20 protein-coding genes are annotated in these 19,989 nt (G+C 56.3%); 9 read left to right on the forward strand and 11 right to left on the reverse strand.

The features are described from left to right. Positions 1 to 173: 173 nt before the first annotated feature. Positions 174 to 305 (reverse strand): hypothetical protein, encoded by a 132-nt coding sequence (locus tag HNW77_RS17990; protein WP_172158670.1) that lies wholly within the window; start codon positions 303 to 305, stop codon positions 174 to 176. A 163-nt stretch (positions 306 to 468) separates the two neighbouring features. Here HNW77_RS17990 and HNW77_RS14850 point away from each other — a divergent pair, with 163 nt between their 5' ends. From HNW77_RS14850 to HNW77_RS14860, 3 genes are all read left to right on the forward strand, one after another. Next, the gene (locus HNW77_RS14850) at positions 469 to 1,287 is read left to right on the forward strand and encodes a mechanosensitive ion channel family protein (protein WP_172158683.1); all 819 of its coding nucleotides are present in this window, start codon (positions 469 to 471) and stop codon (positions 1,285 to 1,287) included. A gap of 329 nt (positions 1,288 to 1,616) precedes the next feature. Continuing rightward, entirely contained in the window at positions 1,617 to 2,216 is a 600-nt protein-coding gene (locus HNW77_RS14855) for a CatB-related O-acetyltransferase (RefSeq protein WP_172158671.1), read from the forward strand. A gap of 300 nt (positions 2,217 to 2,516) precedes the next feature. Continuing rightward, positions 2,517 to 3,326: an IS5 family transposase gene (locus HNW77_RS14860; RefSeq protein WP_172158672.1), complete on the forward strand. Its 810-nt coding sequence runs from the start codon at positions 2,517 to 2,519 to the stop codon at positions 3,324 to 3,326. 304 nt (positions 3,327 to 3,630) lie between these two features. Here the strand turns inward: HNW77_RS14860 and HNW77_RS14865 are convergent, their stop codons facing one another. The 3 genes from HNW77_RS14865 to HNW77_RS18000 form a co-directional block, all read right to left on the reverse strand. Further along, complete coding sequence (locus tag HNW77_RS14865) at positions 3,631 to 4,731, reverse strand: Fic family protein (protein ID WP_172158673.1); 1,101 nt, start codon at positions 4,729 to 4,731, stop codon at positions 3,631 to 3,633. Between the two features lie 250 nt (positions 4,732 to 4,981). Then, the gene (locus tag HNW77_RS17995; RefSeq protein WP_254261088.1) at positions 4,982 to 5,341 is read right to left on the reverse strand and encodes a dienelactone hydrolase family protein; all 360 of its coding nucleotides are present in this window, start codon (positions 5,339 to 5,341) and stop codon (positions 4,982 to 4,984) included. Positions 5,342 to 5,450: 109 nt separating this feature from the next. Next, the gene (locus HNW77_RS18000) at positions 5,451 to 5,624 is read right to left on the reverse strand and encodes a dienelactone hydrolase family protein (RefSeq protein ID WP_254261089.1); all 174 of its coding nucleotides are present in this window, start codon (positions 5,622 to 5,624) and stop codon (positions 5,451 to 5,453) included. 784 nt (positions 5,625 to 6,408) lie between these two features. On the opposite strand from HNW77_RS18000, the gene HNW77_RS14875 reads away from it, so the two are divergent. Next, positions 6,409 to 7,773, forward strand: coding sequence for an IS110 family RNA-guided transposase (locus tag HNW77_RS14875; RefSeq protein ID WP_172158674.1), 1,365 nt, complete (start codon positions 6,409 to 6,411; stop codon positions 7,771 to 7,773). On the opposite strand, the gene HNW77_RS14880 is transcribed toward HNW77_RS14875, so the two are convergent. Together HNW77_RS14880 and HNW77_RS14885 are read right to left on the reverse strand one after the other, a co-directional pair. Further along, positions 7,770 to 9,014: a chloride channel protein gene (locus HNW77_RS14880; RefSeq protein ID WP_172158675.1), complete on the reverse strand. Its 1,245-nt coding sequence runs from the start codon at positions 9,012 to 9,014 to the stop codon at positions 7,770 to 7,772. The two genes, HNW77_RS14875 and HNW77_RS14880, sit on opposite strands and share 4 nt — an antisense overlap. A 481-nt stretch (positions 9,015 to 9,495) precedes the next feature. Further along, positions 9,496 to 10,386 (reverse strand): AraC family transcriptional regulator, encoded by an 891-nt coding sequence (locus tag HNW77_RS14885; RefSeq protein ID WP_172158677.1) that lies wholly within the window; start codon positions 10,384 to 10,386, stop codon positions 9,496 to 9,498. Positions 10,387 to 10,604: 218 nt separating this feature from the next. On the opposite strand from HNW77_RS14885, the gene HNW77_RS14890 reads away from it, so the two are divergent. From HNW77_RS14890 to HNW77_RS14905, 4 genes are all read left to right on the forward strand, one after another. Beyond that, positions 10,605 to 11,006, forward strand: a complete 402-nt coding sequence (locus HNW77_RS14890; protein ID WP_172158678.1) for a VOC family protein — start codon at positions 10,605 to 10,607, stop codon at positions 11,004 to 11,006. Then, positions 10,918 to 12,021: a saccharopine dehydrogenase family protein gene (locus HNW77_RS14895; RefSeq protein WP_241694505.1), complete on the forward strand. Its 1,104-nt coding sequence runs from the start codon at positions 10,918 to 10,920 to the stop codon at positions 12,019 to 12,021. Before HNW77_RS14890 ends, HNW77_RS14895 begins: the two co-directional genes overlap by 89 nt. A gap of 65 nt (positions 12,022 to 12,086) precedes the next feature. After that, a complete protein-coding gene (locus HNW77_RS14900; RefSeq protein WP_241694508.1) occupies positions 12,087 to 12,629 on the forward strand; it encodes a DNA-3-methyladenine glycosylase I in 543 nt (180 codons plus the stop codon). A 70-nt stretch (positions 12,630 to 12,699) separates the two neighbouring features. After that, on the forward strand, positions 12,700 to 13,476 hold the full coding sequence (locus HNW77_RS14905) for an SDR family oxidoreductase (protein ID WP_172158682.1): 777 nt from the start codon (positions 12,700 to 12,702) through the stop codon (positions 13,474 to 13,476). A gap of 118 nt (positions 13,477 to 13,594) precedes the next feature. Here the strand turns inward: HNW77_RS14905 and HNW77_RS14910 are convergent, their stop codons facing one another. The 4 genes from HNW77_RS14910 to HNW77_RS14925 all read right to left on the reverse strand — a co-directional run bounded on the left by HNW77_RS14910 (position 13,595) and on the right by HNW77_RS14925 (position 17,732). Further along, positions 13,595 to 13,861, reverse strand: a complete 267-nt coding sequence (locus HNW77_RS14910; protein WP_308170305.1) for an aldo/keto reductase — start codon at positions 13,859 to 13,861, stop codon at positions 13,595 to 13,597. Positions 13,862 to 13,873: 12 nt separating this feature from the next. Continuing rightward, positions 13,874 to 15,060 (reverse strand): IS3 family transposase gene (locus HNW77_RS14915; RefSeq protein WP_102325733.1). Its coding sequence is split into 2 segments (ribosomal slippage): positions 13,874 to 14,802 and positions 14,802 to 15,060, totalling 1,188 coding nucleotides; the frame shifts between segments, so codons are not numbered across the junction. A 265-nt stretch (positions 15,061 to 15,325) separates the two neighbouring features. Next, a complete protein-coding gene (locus tag HNW77_RS14920) occupies positions 15,326 to 16,132 on the reverse strand; it encodes a helix-turn-helix domain-containing protein (protein WP_241694506.1) in 807 nt (268 codons plus the stop codon). Between the two features lie 322 nt (positions 16,133 to 16,454). Further along, complete coding sequence (locus HNW77_RS14925; protein WP_014106948.1) at positions 16,455 to 17,732, reverse strand: hypothetical protein; 1,278 nt, start codon at positions 17,730 to 17,732, stop codon at positions 16,455 to 16,457. 157 nt (positions 17,733 to 17,889) lie between these two features. Here HNW77_RS14925 and HNW77_RS14930 point away from each other — a divergent pair, with 157 nt between their 5' ends. After that, on the forward strand, positions 17,890 to 19,152 hold the full coding sequence (locus tag HNW77_RS14930) for a cation:proton antiporter (protein WP_048852395.1): 1,263 nt from the start codon (positions 17,890 to 17,892) through the stop codon (positions 19,150 to 19,152). Positions 19,153 to 19,197: 45 nt separating this feature from the next. Here HNW77_RS14930 and HNW77_RS14935 read toward each other — a convergent pair whose 3' ends face one another. Beyond that, positions 19,198 to 19,791, reverse strand: coding sequence for a chloride channel protein (locus HNW77_RS14935; protein ID WP_338033798.1), 594 nt, complete (start codon positions 19,789 to 19,791; stop codon positions 19,198 to 19,200). Positions 19,792 to 19,989 lie beyond the last annotated feature (198 nt).

Here is a 19,989-nt window from a genome sequence, read left to right on the forward strand (position 1 = left end):
CCTCGGGCGAACCTCCTCAATCAGAGGTTCCCAGATCGCCCATGTCTCGTCCGTAAAGGTGCCTGTTCTGTCTCCTTCTTCCATCCCTACAATATGGGAAGAAATTCAAGATCTAACAGGCCCTAGTGAGATACGCGGTGACTTTTTTAGGATATCCCGCTCTCCCAGGCCACTCAGGCCAGTTCGTGCTTCAGTGGCCGGATCTCGGCATCCTTGCCGGTCTCGCCTGATGCCACCTTCACGCATTGCCGCTTCCACGCATACAGCGGATGTGTGCTGATCCCGAACCGCTGTGAAACTTCCACTACATTTTTTGGAGTTCAGACGTCCAGAAATTTAGGGGCTGTTCACGCTGTCCCTGAAATTATCTTGTAAGACCGCGGTGGTGACGAACCGGCATGAAACAGCTTACAATATGAAGTAGATTGCGTATTTTACTGCGCAAAATATGAGAAAAATAAATCAGGAATAGTCATGGAAAAGCAGATTCATTCCATTCTGGAACAGGTTGATGGATTACTTCCGCTTATACTCGGATATGCAAGTCAGTTTATTCTGGCTCTGATCGTTCTCTTTGTGGGCTGGAAACTCGTCAACGCCGTAACGCGGGCGATGGGCCGGATGATGGAGGCCAGCCATATAGAGCCGACATTGCGCGGATTCCTGCTGAGTGTGGTCGGGCTGTTTCTGAAAGCCCTTCTGCTGATCAGTGTGGCATCCATGGTCGGCATTGCAACAACATCGTTCGTGGCGGTTCTGGGTGCCGCCGGTCTGGCGGTAGGCATGGCATTGCAGGGTAGCCTCGCCAATTTTGCTGGAGGCGTGCTGATCCTGCTGTTCCGCCCGTTCAAGGTTGGGGATTCGATTACGGCGGGGGGCAGTTCGGGAACGGTTACATCAATCGAGATGTTCCGTACCGTACTGCTTGATGCCAATAATGAGATCATTTACATCCCCAATGGAACATTATCGAACAACATCGTAATCAACAGCTCGGAGTCAGACCGGCTTGCGGGTTCGGTCAGCCTGCTGATTGATTACCAGGACGATCTGGACAAGGCCCGGGCACTGTTGCTGGGTCTTACGGAGAATGACACGCAGGTACTCAAGAATCCCGCGCCGTCAGTGTCTTTTCTGCCAAAACCGGCAAATATTCAGGTCACGTTGGGGTTCTGGTGTGCACCTGGTGATGTCTCGGGACTGGTCGCGAAATATTCCGAGGCCTCGATTAAAGTGCTCCAGAAGAATGGATATCGTCTTGGGGTCACAGCGCGGGCTGCTGCATGACTACGGCGGGTTTCAGGGCGTTGTCCTGAAACCCGCCGATGAGCGAGGACAGACAGCTTCCTCCTTATGAAGATCATTTACGACCGCCAGATTACCCGCATCAAGGCAATCCGCATCGCGATGCTCCAACCGATGCATGACAACTGGCGGTCGACCTGACTGTTCGATGGCTGGAGCGACATCATTGATCCCTGCTTCGGGTGTGATGGAGCGTTCTCCCCTTCAAACGGCAGCCCACTATGGCAAGACAGTTGATTCCTGTGACCAATGTGCAAAAACACATATCGACAACCGCATGACCTCAACCATGATGGGAGAAAACCGCCCCCATGAATTACGGCAAGAACGCCTTTTCGCTGCTCCTGCGCTACACGCTTGCCCACGAGATCGAGGAATGGGGCTGGGAGATCGGGGACCATACGTACGGCGCCAAGGGTTCTCCCATCATCATAGAGGCCGAATACGCAGGTCTGAAGATCGGGAAATACTGCTCGATCGCCCGCGAGGTGCTGATGATCCTGGGCAACCACCGCCCGGACACGATCACCACCTACCCATTCAAGAACCAGTGCAATTTCTGGCCAGAAGCAGCCGACGCGTCCGATGACCATTCCACCAAGGGGGATATTGTCATCGGCAATGATGTATGGATCGGCGCGCGGGCCAATATCATGTCGGGTGTAACCATAGGGTCTGGCGCGATCATCGCCACGGCGGCCGTGGTGACCAGGGACGTGCCGCCGTATGCCATCGTGGGCGGTAACCCGGCCCGGATCATCAAATACCGCTTCCCCGAGAGAACCATCGAGCGGCTGCTGGCACTGGCATGGTGGGACTGGCCGGAGAAGATCATACGGGCCCGGATGCCGCTCCTGATGAGCGATAATATTGAGGGATTTCTGCGTGCATATGAAGGCGTTCCTGCGTAGCGCCTTTATTCCACTCCAATCGGTTGAGAGCATTGCAGCATGGAAAGCACTGAATGTGTGACTGTCTTGGCATCCCAGCGAGCACGGAATACAGGTCTGGCTGGCACTTTATATGGGCAACACCTCTTTGCCTGCCCTGATTTTCTCCTCCAGTCTAAATCTGCTCGTTCATGCCCAAATTGGCCCGTTTAGGGCCGAATAAGCAGAAAACGGATTGGCAAGATATGTGTGCCTACTTACTCCCGCCTGTTTCTAGAGGGTGTTATGTACTTTCGTGCCTGATTGGTGCAGTAATGAGGGATGACGCCTACACGCAAACCGTATCCCTCTGATGTATCAGACGAAGAATGGTCTCTGGTCGTCCCGTATCTGGTCCTGATGCGAGAGGACGCGGAACAGCGGCGGCATGATCTGCGCGAACTGTTCAACGGGTTGCGCTACGTGATCCGCTACGGGATTGCCTGGCGCGCCATGCCGAACGACCTGCCACCGTGGTCGGCGGTCTATCAGCAATCCCGTCGCGGGATGGAGGCAGGCTGCTTCGAAGCACTGGCGTCTGACCTGCGGGTTGTGCTGCGCATGGCCTCCGGGCGCAAGGCCGAACCCACGGCGGCCATCCTCGACAGCCGAACCTTGCGTTCGACACCGGAGAGCGGACCGCGCGCCGGATATGATGGGGCCAAACGCAAAAAGGGCTCAAAACTGCATATGGCCGTGGACACGTTTGGCCATCTGCTGGCCCTGCATGTCACGCCAGCCAACCGGGACGACCGCGCCGAGGTCGGGCGCCTCGCCGCCGCCATTCAGGAGGTGACGAACGAAACTGTCGAACTAGCCTATGTCGATCAGGGATATACGGGCGAGAAGTCGGCCGGGGCAGCACGGGCCCAGGGGATCGCCCTTGAGGTCGTCAAGTTGCCCGAAGCCAAGCGCGGCTTTGTCCTGCTGCCTCGCCGATGGGTCGTAGAACGGTCTTTCGCATGGGCCACACGATGCCGCAGACTCGTCAAGTATTACGAGCGCTACGCTTCAACGCTCGCAAGTCTTCATGTCGTCGCTTTCGCATGCTTCATGCTCAGAAACGCAGCTATACTCGCTCAAGGTGCATAACACCCTCTAGGCTGGGCGATCGGTTTGGCAGGACAGAGCCGACCGCTACGCGGGCAGCAGGGGAGGGGCAGACAGGCGGGTAGGGTGGAAAGGCTCTGGAACAGGCGCATTTTGGGATTTTTGTCGAAATGACTCATGAATGGGAACAGAAATCCTATTTTACCAACCACCTATTTGGCACCGTCCAGTTAATCGTGGCCGAAAATGCCATCCAGCGCGGTCGGGAGCTCTGTCAGATTATCCGCGTCCATAATGCAGCGACCTTGAAGGTTTTTTCGTGGTTGAACAGTAAACTACATGTTTGTCAGAGACGAAGAGAATACCGGGCATACCGGTTTTCTCCTGTCCGAATAAGAGCACCAAGCGCCACCAGATCAACCAGATCACGCGTCGCCGTGGCAGACGTCGCCCCTGTAATCGACCGATAATTCTGGGCACTCAGGCCACCTTGAAAACCATCAGGCCCTTCTGCCAGCATTCGAAGCAGGGCCTTCTCCTGACGAATGTTCAGTTTTCCGCGTAACCGATCCAGAAACCGCGTTTTCTCAATAAGAAACCGGATGTTCCGAAGCGTGCGGGATTGTGCCTCCAACACGACCTGAGAGAACCAGACCATCCAGTTCTCTATCTGGTTCGTCTGGCTGGCCCGATGCAGTTCGAGATAATACGCTTTCTTGTATGTATTGATGGTCGCGGCCAACGCCGTCAGCGTTGGGGCTGCAAGGGTTTGCGCCAATGCTTTTTCAGCAATAGCCCGTCCGATGCGACCATTTCCATCTTCAAAGGGATGAATGGTCTCAAACCACAGATGGGCAATTGCAGCCCGCTCAATCGCGGGCAAGGGGTCGATCCCGCTTGGGGCGGTCCTGTTAAACCAGCCGATAAACTGCGCCATCTCCGAAGGGACGCTTCGAGATGGCGGGGCTTCGAAGTGGATGTGCGGCGCATGGATGGGGCCGGAGATAATCTGCATTGCCTCGGCATGCGTCCGATACCCGCCAATGACATCCAGATCTCGCCGACCATTCATGAGCATGGCATGCCACTCAAAGAGACTCTGGTCAGTCAAAGGGGCCGCATAATGCCGATAGAGGTCCGCCATCAATTCAGCGGCCCCGGCCTCAGTTGGCGTAGAACGTCGCCTGTCTGTGGCGAAGCCAAGGTGTCGCGCAATCGACGATTGCACACTGGCCCGATCAAGCACCTCGCCTTCAATAGCGGAGCTCTCGACCGTTTCTTGCGACATGAGTTGAACGACAAGATGCTGATTGGCGTCTTTGTCTAGATGCTGCATCGCACCGACGACCACGCCTGAACCTTTCAGAAACTCCGTTTCGGCGTCTCGCAGACAGCTTTTCTCGAAGTGAAAATGTGGCCAGTCTGGAAGCTGCCAATTCCAAAGCATGATTGATACCCCAAGGCTCTATCAATCATTATATCGTATTTTTATGATTGATAGAAGTCTAATCTATCGATCCTTCGGCGTGACGGATTATGCTGCGTATGAACCCAGAGTGGCCCGCAGCATTCCATAATGTTCACTAAGACGGGCATCATATCCGCCGTTTTCTGATGAAGTCGAGATATTCCCAACATTAGATAAATGGTGCGGATCTCGTTCGTTCTTCCCCGCAATCTGGATCCAAGCGGGACATTCATCCCGGATCGTCAATGCGAGGAGAAACTTTTGTCAAGCCATATGCGTGCATGGCCACGGATGACCAGGCATCTGCCTGCGCATCGTACCGGCATAGGCCGGATGAGGCCACGGCCTCCTTTTCGGTGAAGCAATGGACAGCATGGCCGATGGCGAGAAACTGCCACGGGGCAGGGCTGCCGTACATTTCGGCCAGGAAGCCGTCAAACTGGGGGCTGGTCGTGGTATCATCCGCCCCGTTCATGGCAAGAACCCGTGCCCGGATCGCATGTGCCAGGGCGGGATTATCCGTCGAGAGATTGCCGTGGAACGCGACCACAGCTGCGATCTCCGCACCGGACCGCGCAAGATCCAGCACGGCCGCGCCGCCGAGGCAATAACCGATGGCGCAAGATGGGTCGTGTCGATTGGTGCCTGCGATACAAACGATCTGGACTGTGCCAGGGCAAAGGCCACGCGACGGCGCATCATGGAACGGTCAGCGAGCAGAGGGGGGATATGGCATTGTGTGCGCCAGCGGCGTCTTTCGGGCGGATCGCGGCGGCATACATATCCGTCAGCAGGATTACGTAGCGTTGCCCTGCGATGTCCTCGGCCTTGCGGATCACGCTCTCGTTGACGCCGAACCATGCGAGCACCATCAGGAGACCCGGCCGCCGCGCGGCAGTCGTGTCGTCGTAGATTAGGACGCAGTCATAACGCGCGCCCTCGAACGTCTACGAAACTGGCCTGTCGACCATGCGGGCATGTGCATACCCGGGAATAAGGAACGGCAATGCGGCAATGACGAGCGGACGCAAACGGATCATTGACGTTTCCCTTTCGGTTATGGGACGGGCGAGGGGCAGGTCAGATTATCGCATAGGCCGTTTTGCTCTAAACCACGACGGAGTGAAGCTGTCAGGAGATCGCCATAACGGACCAGAATGAGTGTTTTCTTCAGCCCTGTCCGGGATGGACAGGGGGCTTGGCGGGACAAGTCGACGGCGTCCCGTGGGAAGAGGAAAGCAACGAGAGGTTTTCAGTCCAGAGAGTTTTTTGCAGCGGCTCGGGGTCAGCACACATCCGCTGTATGCGTAGAAGCGGCAATGCGTGAAGGTGGCATCAGGCGAGACCGGCAAGGATGCCGAGATCCGGCCACTGAAGCACGAACTGGCCTGAGTGGCCTGGGAGAGCGGGATATCCTAAAAAACGATCCCGGGCGTATGCCCGCCTGTGCGGCATAGAAACTGGTCGTGCTATCGTGCTGGACAGGAGGGTAGCGGCCGTTAGCTTATTGGCGGGTTCGTCCCCGTTAAAAAACGTGGTCCATGGAACTGTGCGGACTTGAGAATGGTGACACTGCCTTGCGGTGATCCCGGTTAGGAAGATGATTGACTGGCATGTTCCACGCCCTCCTGCAGCATAGTGCATGGAGATGTTACGATGCCTCGAAAATCTGCAAAAGCGTCCTCTGGGCTTACCCGCCACATTCACGGAGCAGCCGCGATCGATATTGGATCACGGATGCATATGGCGGCCGTCTCACCCGAGACTGCAAAGAATCCGATCCGGTCCTTTGGCACATTCACCTCGGACCTGCATACGCTGGCTGAGTGGTTCAGGGCCTGTAACATTACCAGTGTCGCCATGGAATCCACCGGCGTCTACTGGATTCCGGTTTATGAAATCCTTGAGCAGCATGGTTTCGAGGTCATCCTCGTGAATGCGCGTTACGCCAAGAACGTGCCTGGGCGCAAGACAGATGTGAGCGATGCCGCTTGGCTCCAGCAACTTCATTCCTACGGCCTGCTGCGCGGGAGCTTTCGGCCTCAGGCCGATATTGCCGCTTTACGGGCCTACCTGCGCCAACGCGAGCGTCTTGTTGAGTATGCAGCGGCACATATTCAGCACATGCAGAAGGCCCTGATGGAAATGAACCTGCAACTCCATCACGTTGTGTCCGATATTACGGGCGTCACAGGAATACAGATCATCCGGGCAATTGTCGGTGGTGAACGTGATCCGGATACGCTGGCTGCCAATCGCGACATCAGGTGCCGCTCATCGGCTGAAGTGATATCAGCAGCCCTGATGGGAAATTATCGGGACGAGCGTGTGTTCGCGCTGACACAGGCGCTGGAGCTTTATGATATCTACCAGGAACGGATCGTGGCCTGTGACCGTCGCATGGAAGGGTTGCTGCTGCGTCTGAGCCACAAGAGTGCGAAGCCTGCGGCAGACCTCCCAAAGCCGCGGATCAGGACAAAGCAGGTTAGCGCCCCATCCTTCGACGTGCGCAGCATCCTGTATCGATTGCTGGGGGTGGATCTCACGCAGATCCATGGCATCGGTGTTTCGCTGCCCTTCAAACTCGTGGCCGAATGTGGTACAGACCTTCGTGCCTGGCCGAGTGCAAAACATTTCACGTCCTGGCTCTGTCTGGCCCCTGGGAACAAGATTTCTGGCGGCAGACTTCTTTCATCGCGTACCCGTCGGTCCTCAAGCCGAGCCGCAGCCCTTCTGCGTCTGGCTGCCACGACGCTCGGGCGAAGCGATACGGCGTTGGGGGCCTTTTACAGACGCCTGTCTGCCCGGGTCGGGAAAGCAAAGGCCGTGACCGCCACGGCCCGAAAAATAGCGGTCCTGTTTTACAATACCCTCAGGCATGGCATGGCCTATGCCGATCCTGGAGCGGGTTATTACGACGAGATCCATCGTAAACGTGTCGTCTCCAATTTGCACCGTCGCGCCCAGTCTCTGGGGTTCATACTACAGCCCATATCGGAAGATCCGCAACCTGACAGCTAAATCTCCTTCTGCTCGGTCTTTTCCATGAAACCTGTAGCAAGGACGGAATATAGTGGATGGGGACAGATCATTCGCGACACTCCGAACGCCAGAAACGCGGTTGCCAGAAGTGCCAGCGTGACCTGCTGGTTATCGCATATCTCCATCACGATGATCGTCGCTGTGAGCGGAGATTGGGCAACGCCACAGAAATATGCCGCCATCCCAAGCAGAACGACAGCGCCTGGAGAGGTATGGGGTAGGAACTGTCCGATCCATCCGCCCATGCCAGCACCGATGGCTAGGGACGGCGCAAACATGCCGCCAGGTATGCCAGAACAAAAGGTGATTAGCATGGAGAGGTATTTCAGGAGAAAGAAGGAGGCTGGATAATGGAGGGTGCCGTCTATGATTCCTCGCGCTTGGAGATAGCCCGTACCATAGGTCGCCCCGTCAGAAACCAGGCCGATCAGGGCCAGAAGCAGACCACATAAAGCGGCAAAACCGAGAGGGAAACGTGCCGCAAACGGGCGAAGTGATCCTGGCAGTCCCTTGGAGAGGCGAATGACACAACGCGCGAAAAGGCCGCCCGCCAAGCCACCACTCACGCCACATACCAGAACAGCCAGCCACGCGACACCGACGGGGATAGAGGTATTGGCACGACCAAAATATGTATAATTTCCCAGGAGGGCGATTGCAGTAATCCCGGAAAAGATGATGACGGTCAGTGTCCGGCCCGACGATTTCTGTTCAAAGGAATGGGCAAGTTCCTCAATGGCGAAAACAACGCCTGCGAGAGGTGTGTTGAAAGCCGCCGCCATGCCTGCGGCTCCACCTGCCAGGATCATGCCATGCCGGGTGACATCGTTGTGCTGACGCATGGCCCGCGAGAAAGCGTGCATGATGGATGCCCCGATCTGAACGCTGGGTCCTTCGCGACCAATCGATGCACCGCAGATCAGCCCGAGGCAAGTCATCAGGACCTTGCCTAGCGCAATGCGCAATGTCAGAATTTTGTCCACCAGCATGAAATTATGCATGTGCAATGTTGCGATTGTCTGGGGAATGCCGGAGCCTTGGGCACCATTGAATAGTAGGCGCGTCAACCAGGTAATGGTGATCATTCCAAGTGGTGCAATCAGAAGCATGGACCAGGCATTCAGAGCGACAATGCGGTAACGAAGATCGGCTGCCGCATCTCCCAGATGGGCAAAGATCACCGAAATGATGCCGATCAGCACCGCCCCGGAGCAGTACATGAATGTTCTCTGCCATTTTAGTGTCCTGACACGAGCCAGGCGACGAAGGCGACGGGTACGTCTGGGGCGATTTCCACCTTCAGTGGACTGGCGGCCAGCCGGAACTGCACCACGATATGACAATGTCGGGAAAACGGCCACGGTAGGGAAGTTCCACACTGTGATGCAGGAAATGAGGCATATACCATATGTTCATATGTGCCCACTCGGAACCCATACCGGGAAGACAGCTGATATTCACCCTTAAAATCTATGGGACTGCTACGTAGATCATTCATGCATCCTATAGCCCCTGCGGACCAGATGCGCCGGAAGGCCCGACCTTCCGTGATCCCGGCCAGCCGGAGCCAGGTCTCTTACGCCAAAACCGGGCAGTGCCGGGCCAGGTCTCGCCTCATTTATGCCATCAGGAAGGACTACGGCATTTTCCCAATGCGGACCTCGCCTGCTTCTGCCTTTCCATAATCATCGTGAACAGCAATTAATCCCTGCCTGAAGTTATCCGCCGTAGTCGCACAACGTCCTTGGAGGGAGGCAGACCAAACTGTCGCGTATAGTCCCGGCTGAACTGATTTGGACTTTCATATCCGACATGGAAGGCGGCGGACGTTATATTGCCTTGTCCCGCGATCAGGAGTGAGCGGGCATGGAGCAGCCTTACACGCTTCTGATACTGAACCGGGCTCAATGAGGTCACGGCCTTGAAATGGCGATGAAAGGCGGAGATGCTGAGTGCCGCCATCTCCGCCAGATTGCTGACACGTAGCGGTTTTGCGAAATTTTCCCGGATCCAGTGGACTGTATTGGCAACCCGCGAAAGAGCGGTGTCAGGTGTGGCGATGTCACGCAGCATCCAGCCGAGCGGTCCCTGAAGGACGCGGAATAGGATCTCGCGTTCGTAGACGGGCGCGAGAGCAGCAATTTCATCCGGATGGTCCATCAGCCGTAGCAGACGAACCCATGCATCCAGTAGCTCCGGGGTAACAGGGGCGACCGAAAAGCCGGGACTGAAGGCATCGCTCCCGGCAGGTACAGGCAGGTCTGCCAGCAGACTGGCGATAATGGCGGGCGTCAGCGTCAGGCTCACCGCCAGGTAGGGATGGCCCTCTTCCGATGGATGCAAGGCGCCGACTGCGGGCAGATCGACCGACATCACAAAATAGGTTGCCGGATCATAGCGAAGGGTTCGGCTGCCCACTGTCAAGGTTTTTGACCCTGTCAGGATCAGGTTGATCATGGGATCATAGACGGCAGCGAGTTGATGCTCCGGGATTTCACCCTGCACCATGGCAACCCGCGGAATGCCTGTCTCCGTCCGACGGTTTTCTGCCCGTGCGGCCAGTCGCCTGAGTTCCTGAAGCTGCGTTTCCATACCCGGCGTTGTTTCACAGCCCTTTTCCCCGATCAACGGAAAAGCAGAAACAGGCAGGTTTCAGAGAGAAACGTGAGAGCAATCATCTGCTGCCGACATTATCTCTTGTTCCTCCAGGTCGGGCGATAAGCTCCGACGAGTATTGGCATGGGTTTCGGCGGCAACCGAAATGCCAGACCATCGAAGTGTCTGGCTGTTATAATCTTTGAGGATTTTCCATGCTCGATCATATCTTTCTGACAGTGAGCGATATCAACCGATCGATCGCCTTTTACCAAGCCGTGCTTCCACACCTGGGAATCACAAACCGCCTCGATTACGACGGAAAGAACGCGCCAGCTGACCACCCGGATCTCAAGGGTTTCGGTGCCGGGGGCCGCATGTTCTTCTGGCTGCAACAGGGAGCAGCAGCAGCCGGGGCGGTCCATGTCGGCTTTGTTGCGGAATCTGCCGCCATGGTGGAAGCGGCCTTTGAGGCTGCTCTGGTAGCCGGTGCAACCGGCATCCACCCCCCGGGGCCGCAGCTTCATTATGACCCGCGATACTATGCCGCCCAGGTCCGCGATCCGGACGGCTACAGCCTCGAATTCGTCTACAAGAGCTGGCAGCATGGTCGCTGAGGTTCTGTGTATGACTTCCACTGAAAATCCCCCGCGGATACTGATGATCTATGGGGCTTATGGTTATACCGGCCGCATGGTTGCCGAGCATGCGAAAGCAGTCGGTCTTTCCATCATTCTCGCCGGTCGCAGGGCAGACGGACTTGAGGAACTCGCGACCCGGCTTGGGGCGGATCATCGTGTGTTCAGCCTCGAACAGAACGCCGCCATTGATCTGGCCCTGTCAGATGTGACGGTGCTGCTGAACTGCGCAGGCCCTTATCGACGCACGGCTGAGCCACTGATGCGGAGTGCCATTCGCTGTGGAGTTCATTACCTTGATATCGCGGCGGAACTGGACAGCTACCGCCTTGCCGCGCAACTGGATACGATTGCCGGCGCCGCAGGCGTCATGCTGCTTCCGGGCAGCGGCGGCAGTGTTGCCATGCTGGGATGCCTCGCCGGGCATACGGCGGAACGCGTGCAGGCCCCCCAAAAAATCGTCATTGCGCTGAATGTCTCCGGCACCATGTCACGTGGTTCGGCAATCAGTGCTGCGGAAAATGTAACGCCGGAGACGCTGATCTGCAAAGACGGCCATCTTGTCGCATGTCCGGCACCCGACCAGAGGCCTTTTGATTTCGGCCATGGTGCGGTGTCATGTTTTTCGGTGACACTTCCAGATCTCATCACGATCGGACGGGCAACCCATATTCCGGATATCGAGACATTCGTGCATATCTCGGGCGATGCTTTTCCGGGTGGCGATCTCGCACTTCTTCCTGATGGCCCCGGCGTGCAGGAACGGAAAGCACACCGCTATCAGGCAGCGGCCGAGGTAACGGAAGCGAATGGCATCACAGTCCGTTCGGTTCTTGATACGGTGAACGGCTACACCTTCACGCCTCTGGCCGCAGTCGAAGCCGCGCGCCGCGTGCTTGGGGGAGAAGTCCATCCCGGCTTCCAGACGCCTGCCGGCCTGTTCGGGAACGGTTTTGCCGAGACCATAGCCGATACCCGCATCGTTGACCTGTAATGCCATACAAGAGGCGCTTCATGGATCATAAATGTCGTTGTGCCTGGGCCAGTTCGAGCCCCCTGATGCAGGATTACCATGATACTGAATGGGGCGTGCCAGAGCGTGATCCGCGCAGGCTCTGGGAAATGCTGATGCTCGAAGGTTTTCAGGCAGGACTCTCCTGGGAGATCGTGCTGCGAAAACGTGCGGCGTTCCGGGAGGCCTTCGCGGTCTTCGATCCCCGGAAAGTGGCCGCCTTCACCGCAGAAGATGTCGAACGACTGATGGGCAACGCTGGCATTATCCGCGCACATGCCAAAATTGAGGCGACCATTCGTGGCGCACAGATTTTCAATGCGATGCAGGAGGCCGGGGACGATTTCTCTGCCTTCTGCTGGTCGTTCACAGATGGCAGGCCATTGGAAAGGGCAGGGTACAATACGGAAACCGAATTATCCCGAACCATCTCGAAAACACTGAAAAAGCGGGGGTTCAAGTTCGTCGGCCCGACCATCGTCTATGCCTGGATGCAGGCGATTGGCATCATCAACGATCATTCCCCATCCTGCTTCCGCAGAGACGCGGTTGAGAAAATGTCTGCAGGATCTGAGCACTGCAGACAGTAAGCGTAGCCACCAGGACGACGTCGCATCGTCATTCTTCTTTCTCAGACGTAATCTGGAGTTATCACGCAAGATGAAAAACGAGTTCGATAAGAAGAGAGTGCTGGTCACAGGCGGCACTAAGGGAATTGGCGCGGCGATTGCCCATCGATTTGCCGCATCCGGTGCACAGGTTGCAACAACGGCGCGCGCGCCCTCGGCCTCCCGGGATGCCGATCTCATGTTTGTCGCGGCTGATCTCGGCACAACCGCGGGCGTTGATGCGGTTGTGAAGGAAATTGAGAACAAATGGGGCGGACTTGATATTCTCATCAATAATCTTGGAGCCACGGCTACGCCTCCCGGCGGCTTCGAGACACTGACAGATGCGTTCTGGCAGCAGGTACTTGATATCAATCTGATGGCGCCAGTCCGTCTTGACCGTGCCTTCATTCCGGGGATGCTCGAAAGAAAGCACGGCGTGGTCATTCACATAGGCTCAATCGCCCATATCATGCCGCCATCACAGTCGACACTGGCCTATGCTTCTGCAAAAGGCGCACTACGAACTTACAGTAAGGGCCTTTCGAGGGCGGTTGCAGCAGGCGGCGTAAGGGTAAACATGGTGTCACCAGGTTTTATCGAGACGTCTGGTGCGCATGGGATGATCACGGAAATCCAGCAAAATAGGCACATATCCGAGGATGCTGCACGTCAGTACGTCATGAATATGATTGGCGGTATCCCTGTTGGTCGCCCGGGCCGTCCTGAGGAGGTGGCAGAACTTGTTGCGTTTCTGGCTTCTGACCGCAGCGGCTATATCGTTGGTGTGGATTACCTTCTGGATGGCGGCACTATTCCCACAGTGTAGCGTGCCGGTTTGTCGCTTCGTACTGCTTGTCGGCGATTAGAAGACGGTCCTGTTTCCCGGTCTGAAAGCCTGCGTTTCCATGCACCAGAATGGTAATGGTCTGAACAGGCTTCCGGGATTATGCAATGGCGATCGTGTCAAGTTGCGCCTGAACATCGGCCGACAGTTCCAGCGTTGCTGCTGCAAGATTTTCTGACAGATGAAGGGGGTTCGAGGTTCCCGGGATGAGAAGCAGGTTGGGTGAACGGGCCAGCAACCAGGCCAGCGCCACCTGTAACGGGGTGCCCCCGATATCGGTTGCAACCCGGGTCAGGGCGTCCGACTGGATCGGGCTGAAAGAGGTGGACCCGTCCGTTCGGACAGTTTTGTGGGCTTGATAAGCTATACCCGGTTGTTGTTATGCCGCCATTCTGACGGCGTTGCTGTTGGCCATCTGGTCCGGGGTTAACCCCGGACCAGATGGCGTCGACACGTCATGATACGCCTCATCGGGCGTGCGTCCAGCCAGTGCCGAGTGCGGACGCTGCCCGTTATAATGGGTGATCCATCCGGCAAGCCCGGCCCGTAGCTCCGATCCGGTCTCGAACGCATGCAAATAGACGCATTCGTATTTCAGCGACCGCCACAGACGCTCGATGAACACGTTGTCCAGCCATCGCCCGCGCCCGTCCATGCTGATGCGGATCTGACGCTCTTCCAGGAGCCCGGTGAAACGGGGCGTCGTGAACTGCGACCCTTGGTCAGTATTGAAAATTTCCGGAGCGCCATAGCGCGTGAGGGCATCCTGTAGCGCCTCGATGCAGAACTCCGCATCCATCGTGTTCGACAGACGCCAGGACAGCACCTTGCGCGTGAACCAGTCCATGATCGCCACGAGATAGAGAAATCCCCGTTTCATGGGGATATACGTGATATCGGAACACCAGACCTGGTTAGGCCGCTCAATGACCAGATCCCGCAGCAGATACGGATATTTCCGATGCTCCGGATGAGGCACACTCGTGCGCGGCTTCTGGTAGACCGCCCGCAGGCCCATGATCGCCATGAGCCGCCGGACCCGCTTGCGGCCGACTTCATATCCCAGGCGGCGCAGATACCATGTCATCTGCCGTGAGCCATAATATGGCGTTTCCAGGAACTGGGCGTCGATCAGCCGCATCAACGCCAGATTGGCCTCGCTCTGTGGCACTGGCCGATAGTAGACGCCAGACCGGTTCAGATGCAGCAGCAGGCATTGCCGGACAATGGAAAGGCGCGGTCGCTGTGGGTCAATCATCTGCCGCCTCTGATCACGCCCAACCGAGCAGAGGCATCGCGTAAAAAATCCCGTTCCACGAGAAGCTCGCCTATCTTCGCGTGCAGTTTCTCCACATCAGCAGGGCTGACCGGGGGCTCGGCCACCGGCTTCCCGGAGAAGGTCGCCGCCATCCCCTCGATCGCCTGCCGTTTCCACTGGGCGATCATCGTCTGATGCACACCATGTTTCGACGCCAGTTCCGCCAGCGTCAGTTCCCCACGGATCGCTTCCAGGGCAACCCGTGTTTTGAACTCCGCCCCATACCTCTTGCGCGTAACCTTACCCATAAAACCTGCCCTCTCTCAGGTCGGATTATAGCTTATCGCCCTGTCTGAAAAATGGGGACCACCTCTGGAGGAGGAGCTTGCTGAAGACCGATGCGACAGATCCCGCCCTTGCAAACCCGCTGGCGCTGAGGCTTGACGACAATTTTGGTGGATGACGGGAGCAGCGATCTGGCCATCAGGGTGCGATCATTTACCCCGCTTGCCTCACTCGCTGCGTCTTCTTTCGCCGTATCTCTGTTTGACGTTCATATCCGTTCTGATGATGTCATCGCTTTCTGTAGTCGCGTGGACTGATGCCGGTTTCTCTGCGAAACATCTGTGCAAAATGGCTCGCACTCTCATAGCCGCTGGTCAGGGCGATCTCGATGATGGACCTGTTGGTCTGTGACAGAAGCTCCTTCGCATGTTCCACACGCCGCTGGATAAACCAGCGTGATGGGCTTTGCCCCATGGTGTTGTGAAATGACCGGCTGAAATGAAACCGGCTCATCCCGCACAACCCGGCCAGAAAATCGAGATCGAACGGTTCGGCGAGATGGGCCTCCATATGATCAAGCGCCTTGCGCAGCTTCCACGCTGGCAGTTGTGCGGGTCTGGGTGTGGGCGAAGGCTGTGTCTGGGCATAATGACGCAGAAGATGGACAGTCAGACTTTCCAGAAGTCCGTTCACAAATAGAGAACTGGCCGAATGAGTCGTCTGGATCTCGGCCGTCAGGCCTGTCAGAACGCCAGAGATAAATGCGTCCTGAACACCGGAAATTGCGCGCATGGAAAGCCGTGATGGATTAAGCCCTAACGATCGGGCGACGCGGTTCACCAGAGTAGGGCCCAGATAAAGATGCAGGACTTCAAACGGACGGTCCGGATCAGCCTGCCAGCGCATGAGGTAAGGCGCATCGGTCTGTGTCAGGAAAAATGATCCGGACCCGGCCTCACTTTTCGTCCATTCACCTGTCAGTTCGCGTTCCTCGACCTGTGCTTCTCCTGAGATGATCCGCACCAGAAAATGTTCGGCCACAGCCGGGACAAGCTCTTCATCTTCGTGTTGCGGCCGACGGAATATCCGCATCATAAAATGTTGGTCTGGAACAGGCTTTCTTTCACGACCCTAAAGTTCCAGATTGGAAAGGCCCGGATCATCATCCCGGCATCTTCCTGGCCGTATCGGCCAGCGCGGTTTGGAGCAACGTCGTGACTTCGCCAAATGTCAGCCTCCATATCGTGATACCAATCATGATCACTGCAGGCGAGGCTGATTCGATGGCGAAAGCCGCGGTTACGGCCGCGAATAAGGCGAAGCCTAATACGACCGATAAGGGGTCAATGCGAGGGTGGGCTGCAGTCGCTTCAATCTTATCGTAACTTGCGTCAGAACAGGCGATGTACTGCAGATATCACACTGGGGTCAGAAGATGGGAAATGCTCTGTATCGGTTTCAGACCATGGCCAAAACGCCTGATTGCCTCACGATCCTTCTCCAGTGCTCCATAAGGCAGATACCGGACTTTCAGATCAGCAATCCTGCTGAAAGCCGGTCGCTTCAACTGTTCCCGCACATCAATCTCCCGCTTGTCCGGCGCGACAAGGAACATCCCTTCCAGAGCCTGCGCCGCTGACCCGAGAGCAAGGTCGAGCATCCGCACGATACCGGAATAGATGGTCGTTGAGTGCTCAACCTCGAATGCTGCAACAATCCTATGGCTTTCCTGGTCAAGCCATAAGACGTCGATCAGACGCACGGATTCCGCTCCCTGCGTTTCCGTCGTGAACCCCGGCAATACCGACAGGCAACCATCCCCCAGCTTGCCGTCCTGCCATGGACGGCTGCGATCATTGGCGGCAATCCAGACATCGTAACCCAAGGAGAGCCCCAGATCACGAAGCCATCCCTGAATCTCGGTATGAGTATGATCTGTTTCCCGCTCCGCAGCGAGAGTTCGGGCCTCTTTTGCGCTCTGCTCCCTAACCTGGTGAAGATCGGCTTCCCAGAGTTTTCGTGCTGTTTCGTTATCTTCGAGAGGCGGCGCTGTATAACGTCCGCTTCCGAGATCAAACAGCAGTCCTCCGATAGCACCAAGATCATTGGAAAGCAGCGCACGATAGGTTGCATTCAGCTTTAGTATCCCTTGCCGCATGGCAAGATATTCCTCCCATCGCCCCAGCTTCACCTTTGATCCGGTCAGGGCGTTATAGCCCTTCACGATCGCCGTATTGAAAGGTGGCATGATCGTGGGATGCAGGAAATACAGCAGATTGGCGACAGCTGGCCCCAGCCCTTTTATCTTCCTGGCGTCGATTGCATGAATGGCCGAGACTACATGCTCTTCGGTATTGCAGCACAGACAGGTATCGAGAAGCTGCCCAAATGCTTTCTGATTGGCGGGATTTTCGTAGATGTCGGGAATGCGTAACTTCGGTTTCCACAAGAATGCATGATCCGCACCCTTGAAAATCTGACGCTGCTCAGCAATCGAATGTACAACTGTTTCCAAGGAGGAGCCACGATAGGCAACCCCGAATGTACCAGCGGCTATCTCAGCCACAACCAGCTGCAGACCGCGACGGATAGACCGGAAGTTTTTGAGGCGTTCATCCCACAAGAACCAACTCTGATAGGTCCCTGCCGGATCATCTCGCCAGCGAAGGATAAGGTCTCGAATGAGGTCTGTCATTTACCCGCAAACTAACATTCCGTTCTCCCCAGATACTGATTGTAACAGGGATATAGGTCAACACCTGCCGGGTCTCGCATAGTGGCCGGCATTTCGCTTGGGGTGCCGACGCCGGTTTTCCTTGACGCAAAACATCAGAAGGGCCAGCGATCATATAATGGATACTATCAGCCTTATTGCTCTGCTTTTCGTGCTCGCCGCAGCCTTTAGCATTCTCAATCACCACACGTTTCGCGTTCCAGCGACAATCGGTGTCCTGATCTTTTCGCTGCTGGCATCCCTGCTGGTTGTGGCTTTGAACCTGCTGATTCCGGACTATGATCTGCAGGCTCTGTCGCGGTCTATGCTGGGGATCATCAATCTACCCGTAGCGCTTCTGAACGGTGTGCTGTCACTTCTTCTCTTTGCGGGAGCCATGCAGGTTGATGTCGGGCACCTGCGTGCCAAATTGATGTCCGTGACAGCCCTCTCTGTCCTTGGAACGGTGTTGGCTGTGGTCCTTCTGGCGGGTGCAGTCTGGAGTATTTTGCCCCTGATGGGCCATGCCGTTCCGTTTTCATGGTGCATTGTGCTCGGTGCGATTCTCGCACCCACAGATCCGGTTTCGGTCGTGGGCATGCTGAAGCGTCTGCGACTTCCGGGACCACTTCAGGCAGTTTTCGCGGGCGAGAGTCTGTTCAATGACGGTGTGGGAGTTGTTATTTTTGGTGTGACGATCGGGTTGGCGACCGGAGACAGTCAGGGTCTGGCCGCTTCTGCGATTGTGCTCAGCTTTTGCCGTGAGGCGCTTGGTGGTGGTCTGTTAGGTGCCATGACCGGATGGATCGCGCTTCGTGTACTCAAGGAGCAACGGGATCCGCATATCGATCTGCTGACGTCATTGGCCCTAGCGACCGGAACCTTCAGTATCGCCAGCCATCTTGGCATGTCAGGCGCGATAGCTGTCGTCGTGGCTGGATTGTGTTTTGGAACCAGCTATAGCGATTCCGTTTTCGATGAAGCATCCCGCCAGAACCTCGATGTCGCGTGGACCCTTATGGACGAAGTGCTGAATGTCCTGCTATTCATGCTTATCGGTTTTGAAATTCTGGAGATCACGCCGCGTCTGTTTACCATGATGGCGACGCTCATGGTGATTCCGCTGTCTATTGTCGTGCGCGCACTGAGCGTGTTGTTCTCCACTCTTCCGATTCATCTCAGACAATGGGAACGGGGCCGTGTTCTTGGTATCCTGACCTGGGGTGGTTTGCGCGGTGGCATCTCGGTCTCACTGGCGCTTGGATTGCCTCCAGGTGAATTGCGCAATCTGTTGCTGCCTGTCTGTTACGGTGTGGTGGTGTTTACCACCATCGTACAGGGACTGACCATGGAATGGGTCGTCCGCAGGCTTTACCCATCATCAACATCCGGGCCAGAATGATTTCTCATGAAACATGCGGCGACAAAATGCCTGTAGGTCAATCAGTCAGCGTCTGCCGACTGCTGCCCTAAGTCGTAAGGCCTCGTAGATCGGGGTATCTCCGCATGCACCTGCCACCACCATTGCTGAGAAGCTTCCGCACAGGAGCGGTAATACAAGATCGGATGATCCAGTCATTTCCATGACGAGGATAATGCCCGTCACGGGTGATCGAACGGATCCTGCGAACATTGAAGCCATGCCAACAATCACGAACGGCGCAGTCGCCAGTGCTGTGTCCGGGCTCAGTATTTGTGCGACAAAGCTGCAGGCCAACCCTGATAGTGCCCCCAAGGCAAGCATAGGCGCGAATAATCCGCCAGGTGTCGCGGCAGCATAGGAAACTGCCCCGAATACCAAGCGGAAAACGAACAGGAGGGGAATAAGATGCCAGTTTATCGTATTACTTATTGCGGCCTGGGTGATCCAGTCGCCTCCACCCGCCAGATGGGGATCAAGCCATACGACAAGTCCGGCCAGTCCGCCGATTAGGGTGGCTCTGGTGTATATGCTGACAGGCAGACGGTCGGCAAGGCGCAGTGCTGCAAGAATTGTTCGGTTGTATCCGACTGCCAGTAGGCCTGTCATGAGACCAGTCATGACAAAGAATAACTGCTTCGCAACTGCTGTAGGTAGAACCGGATAAGATGCGATGAAATCGGGCTGACTGCCTAGGGCCTGTTAGATCTTGAATTTCTTCCCATATTGTAGGGATGGAAGAAGGAGACAGAACAGGCACCTTTACGGACGAGACATGGGCGATCTGGGAACCTCTGATTGAGGAGGTTCGCCCGAGGG

It is taken from the genome of Komagataeibacter melomenusus, from assembly GCF_013155395.1.
Classification (GTDB): Bacteria; Pseudomonadota; Alphaproteobacteria; order Acetobacterales; family Acetobacteraceae; genus Komagataeibacter; species Komagataeibacter melomenusus.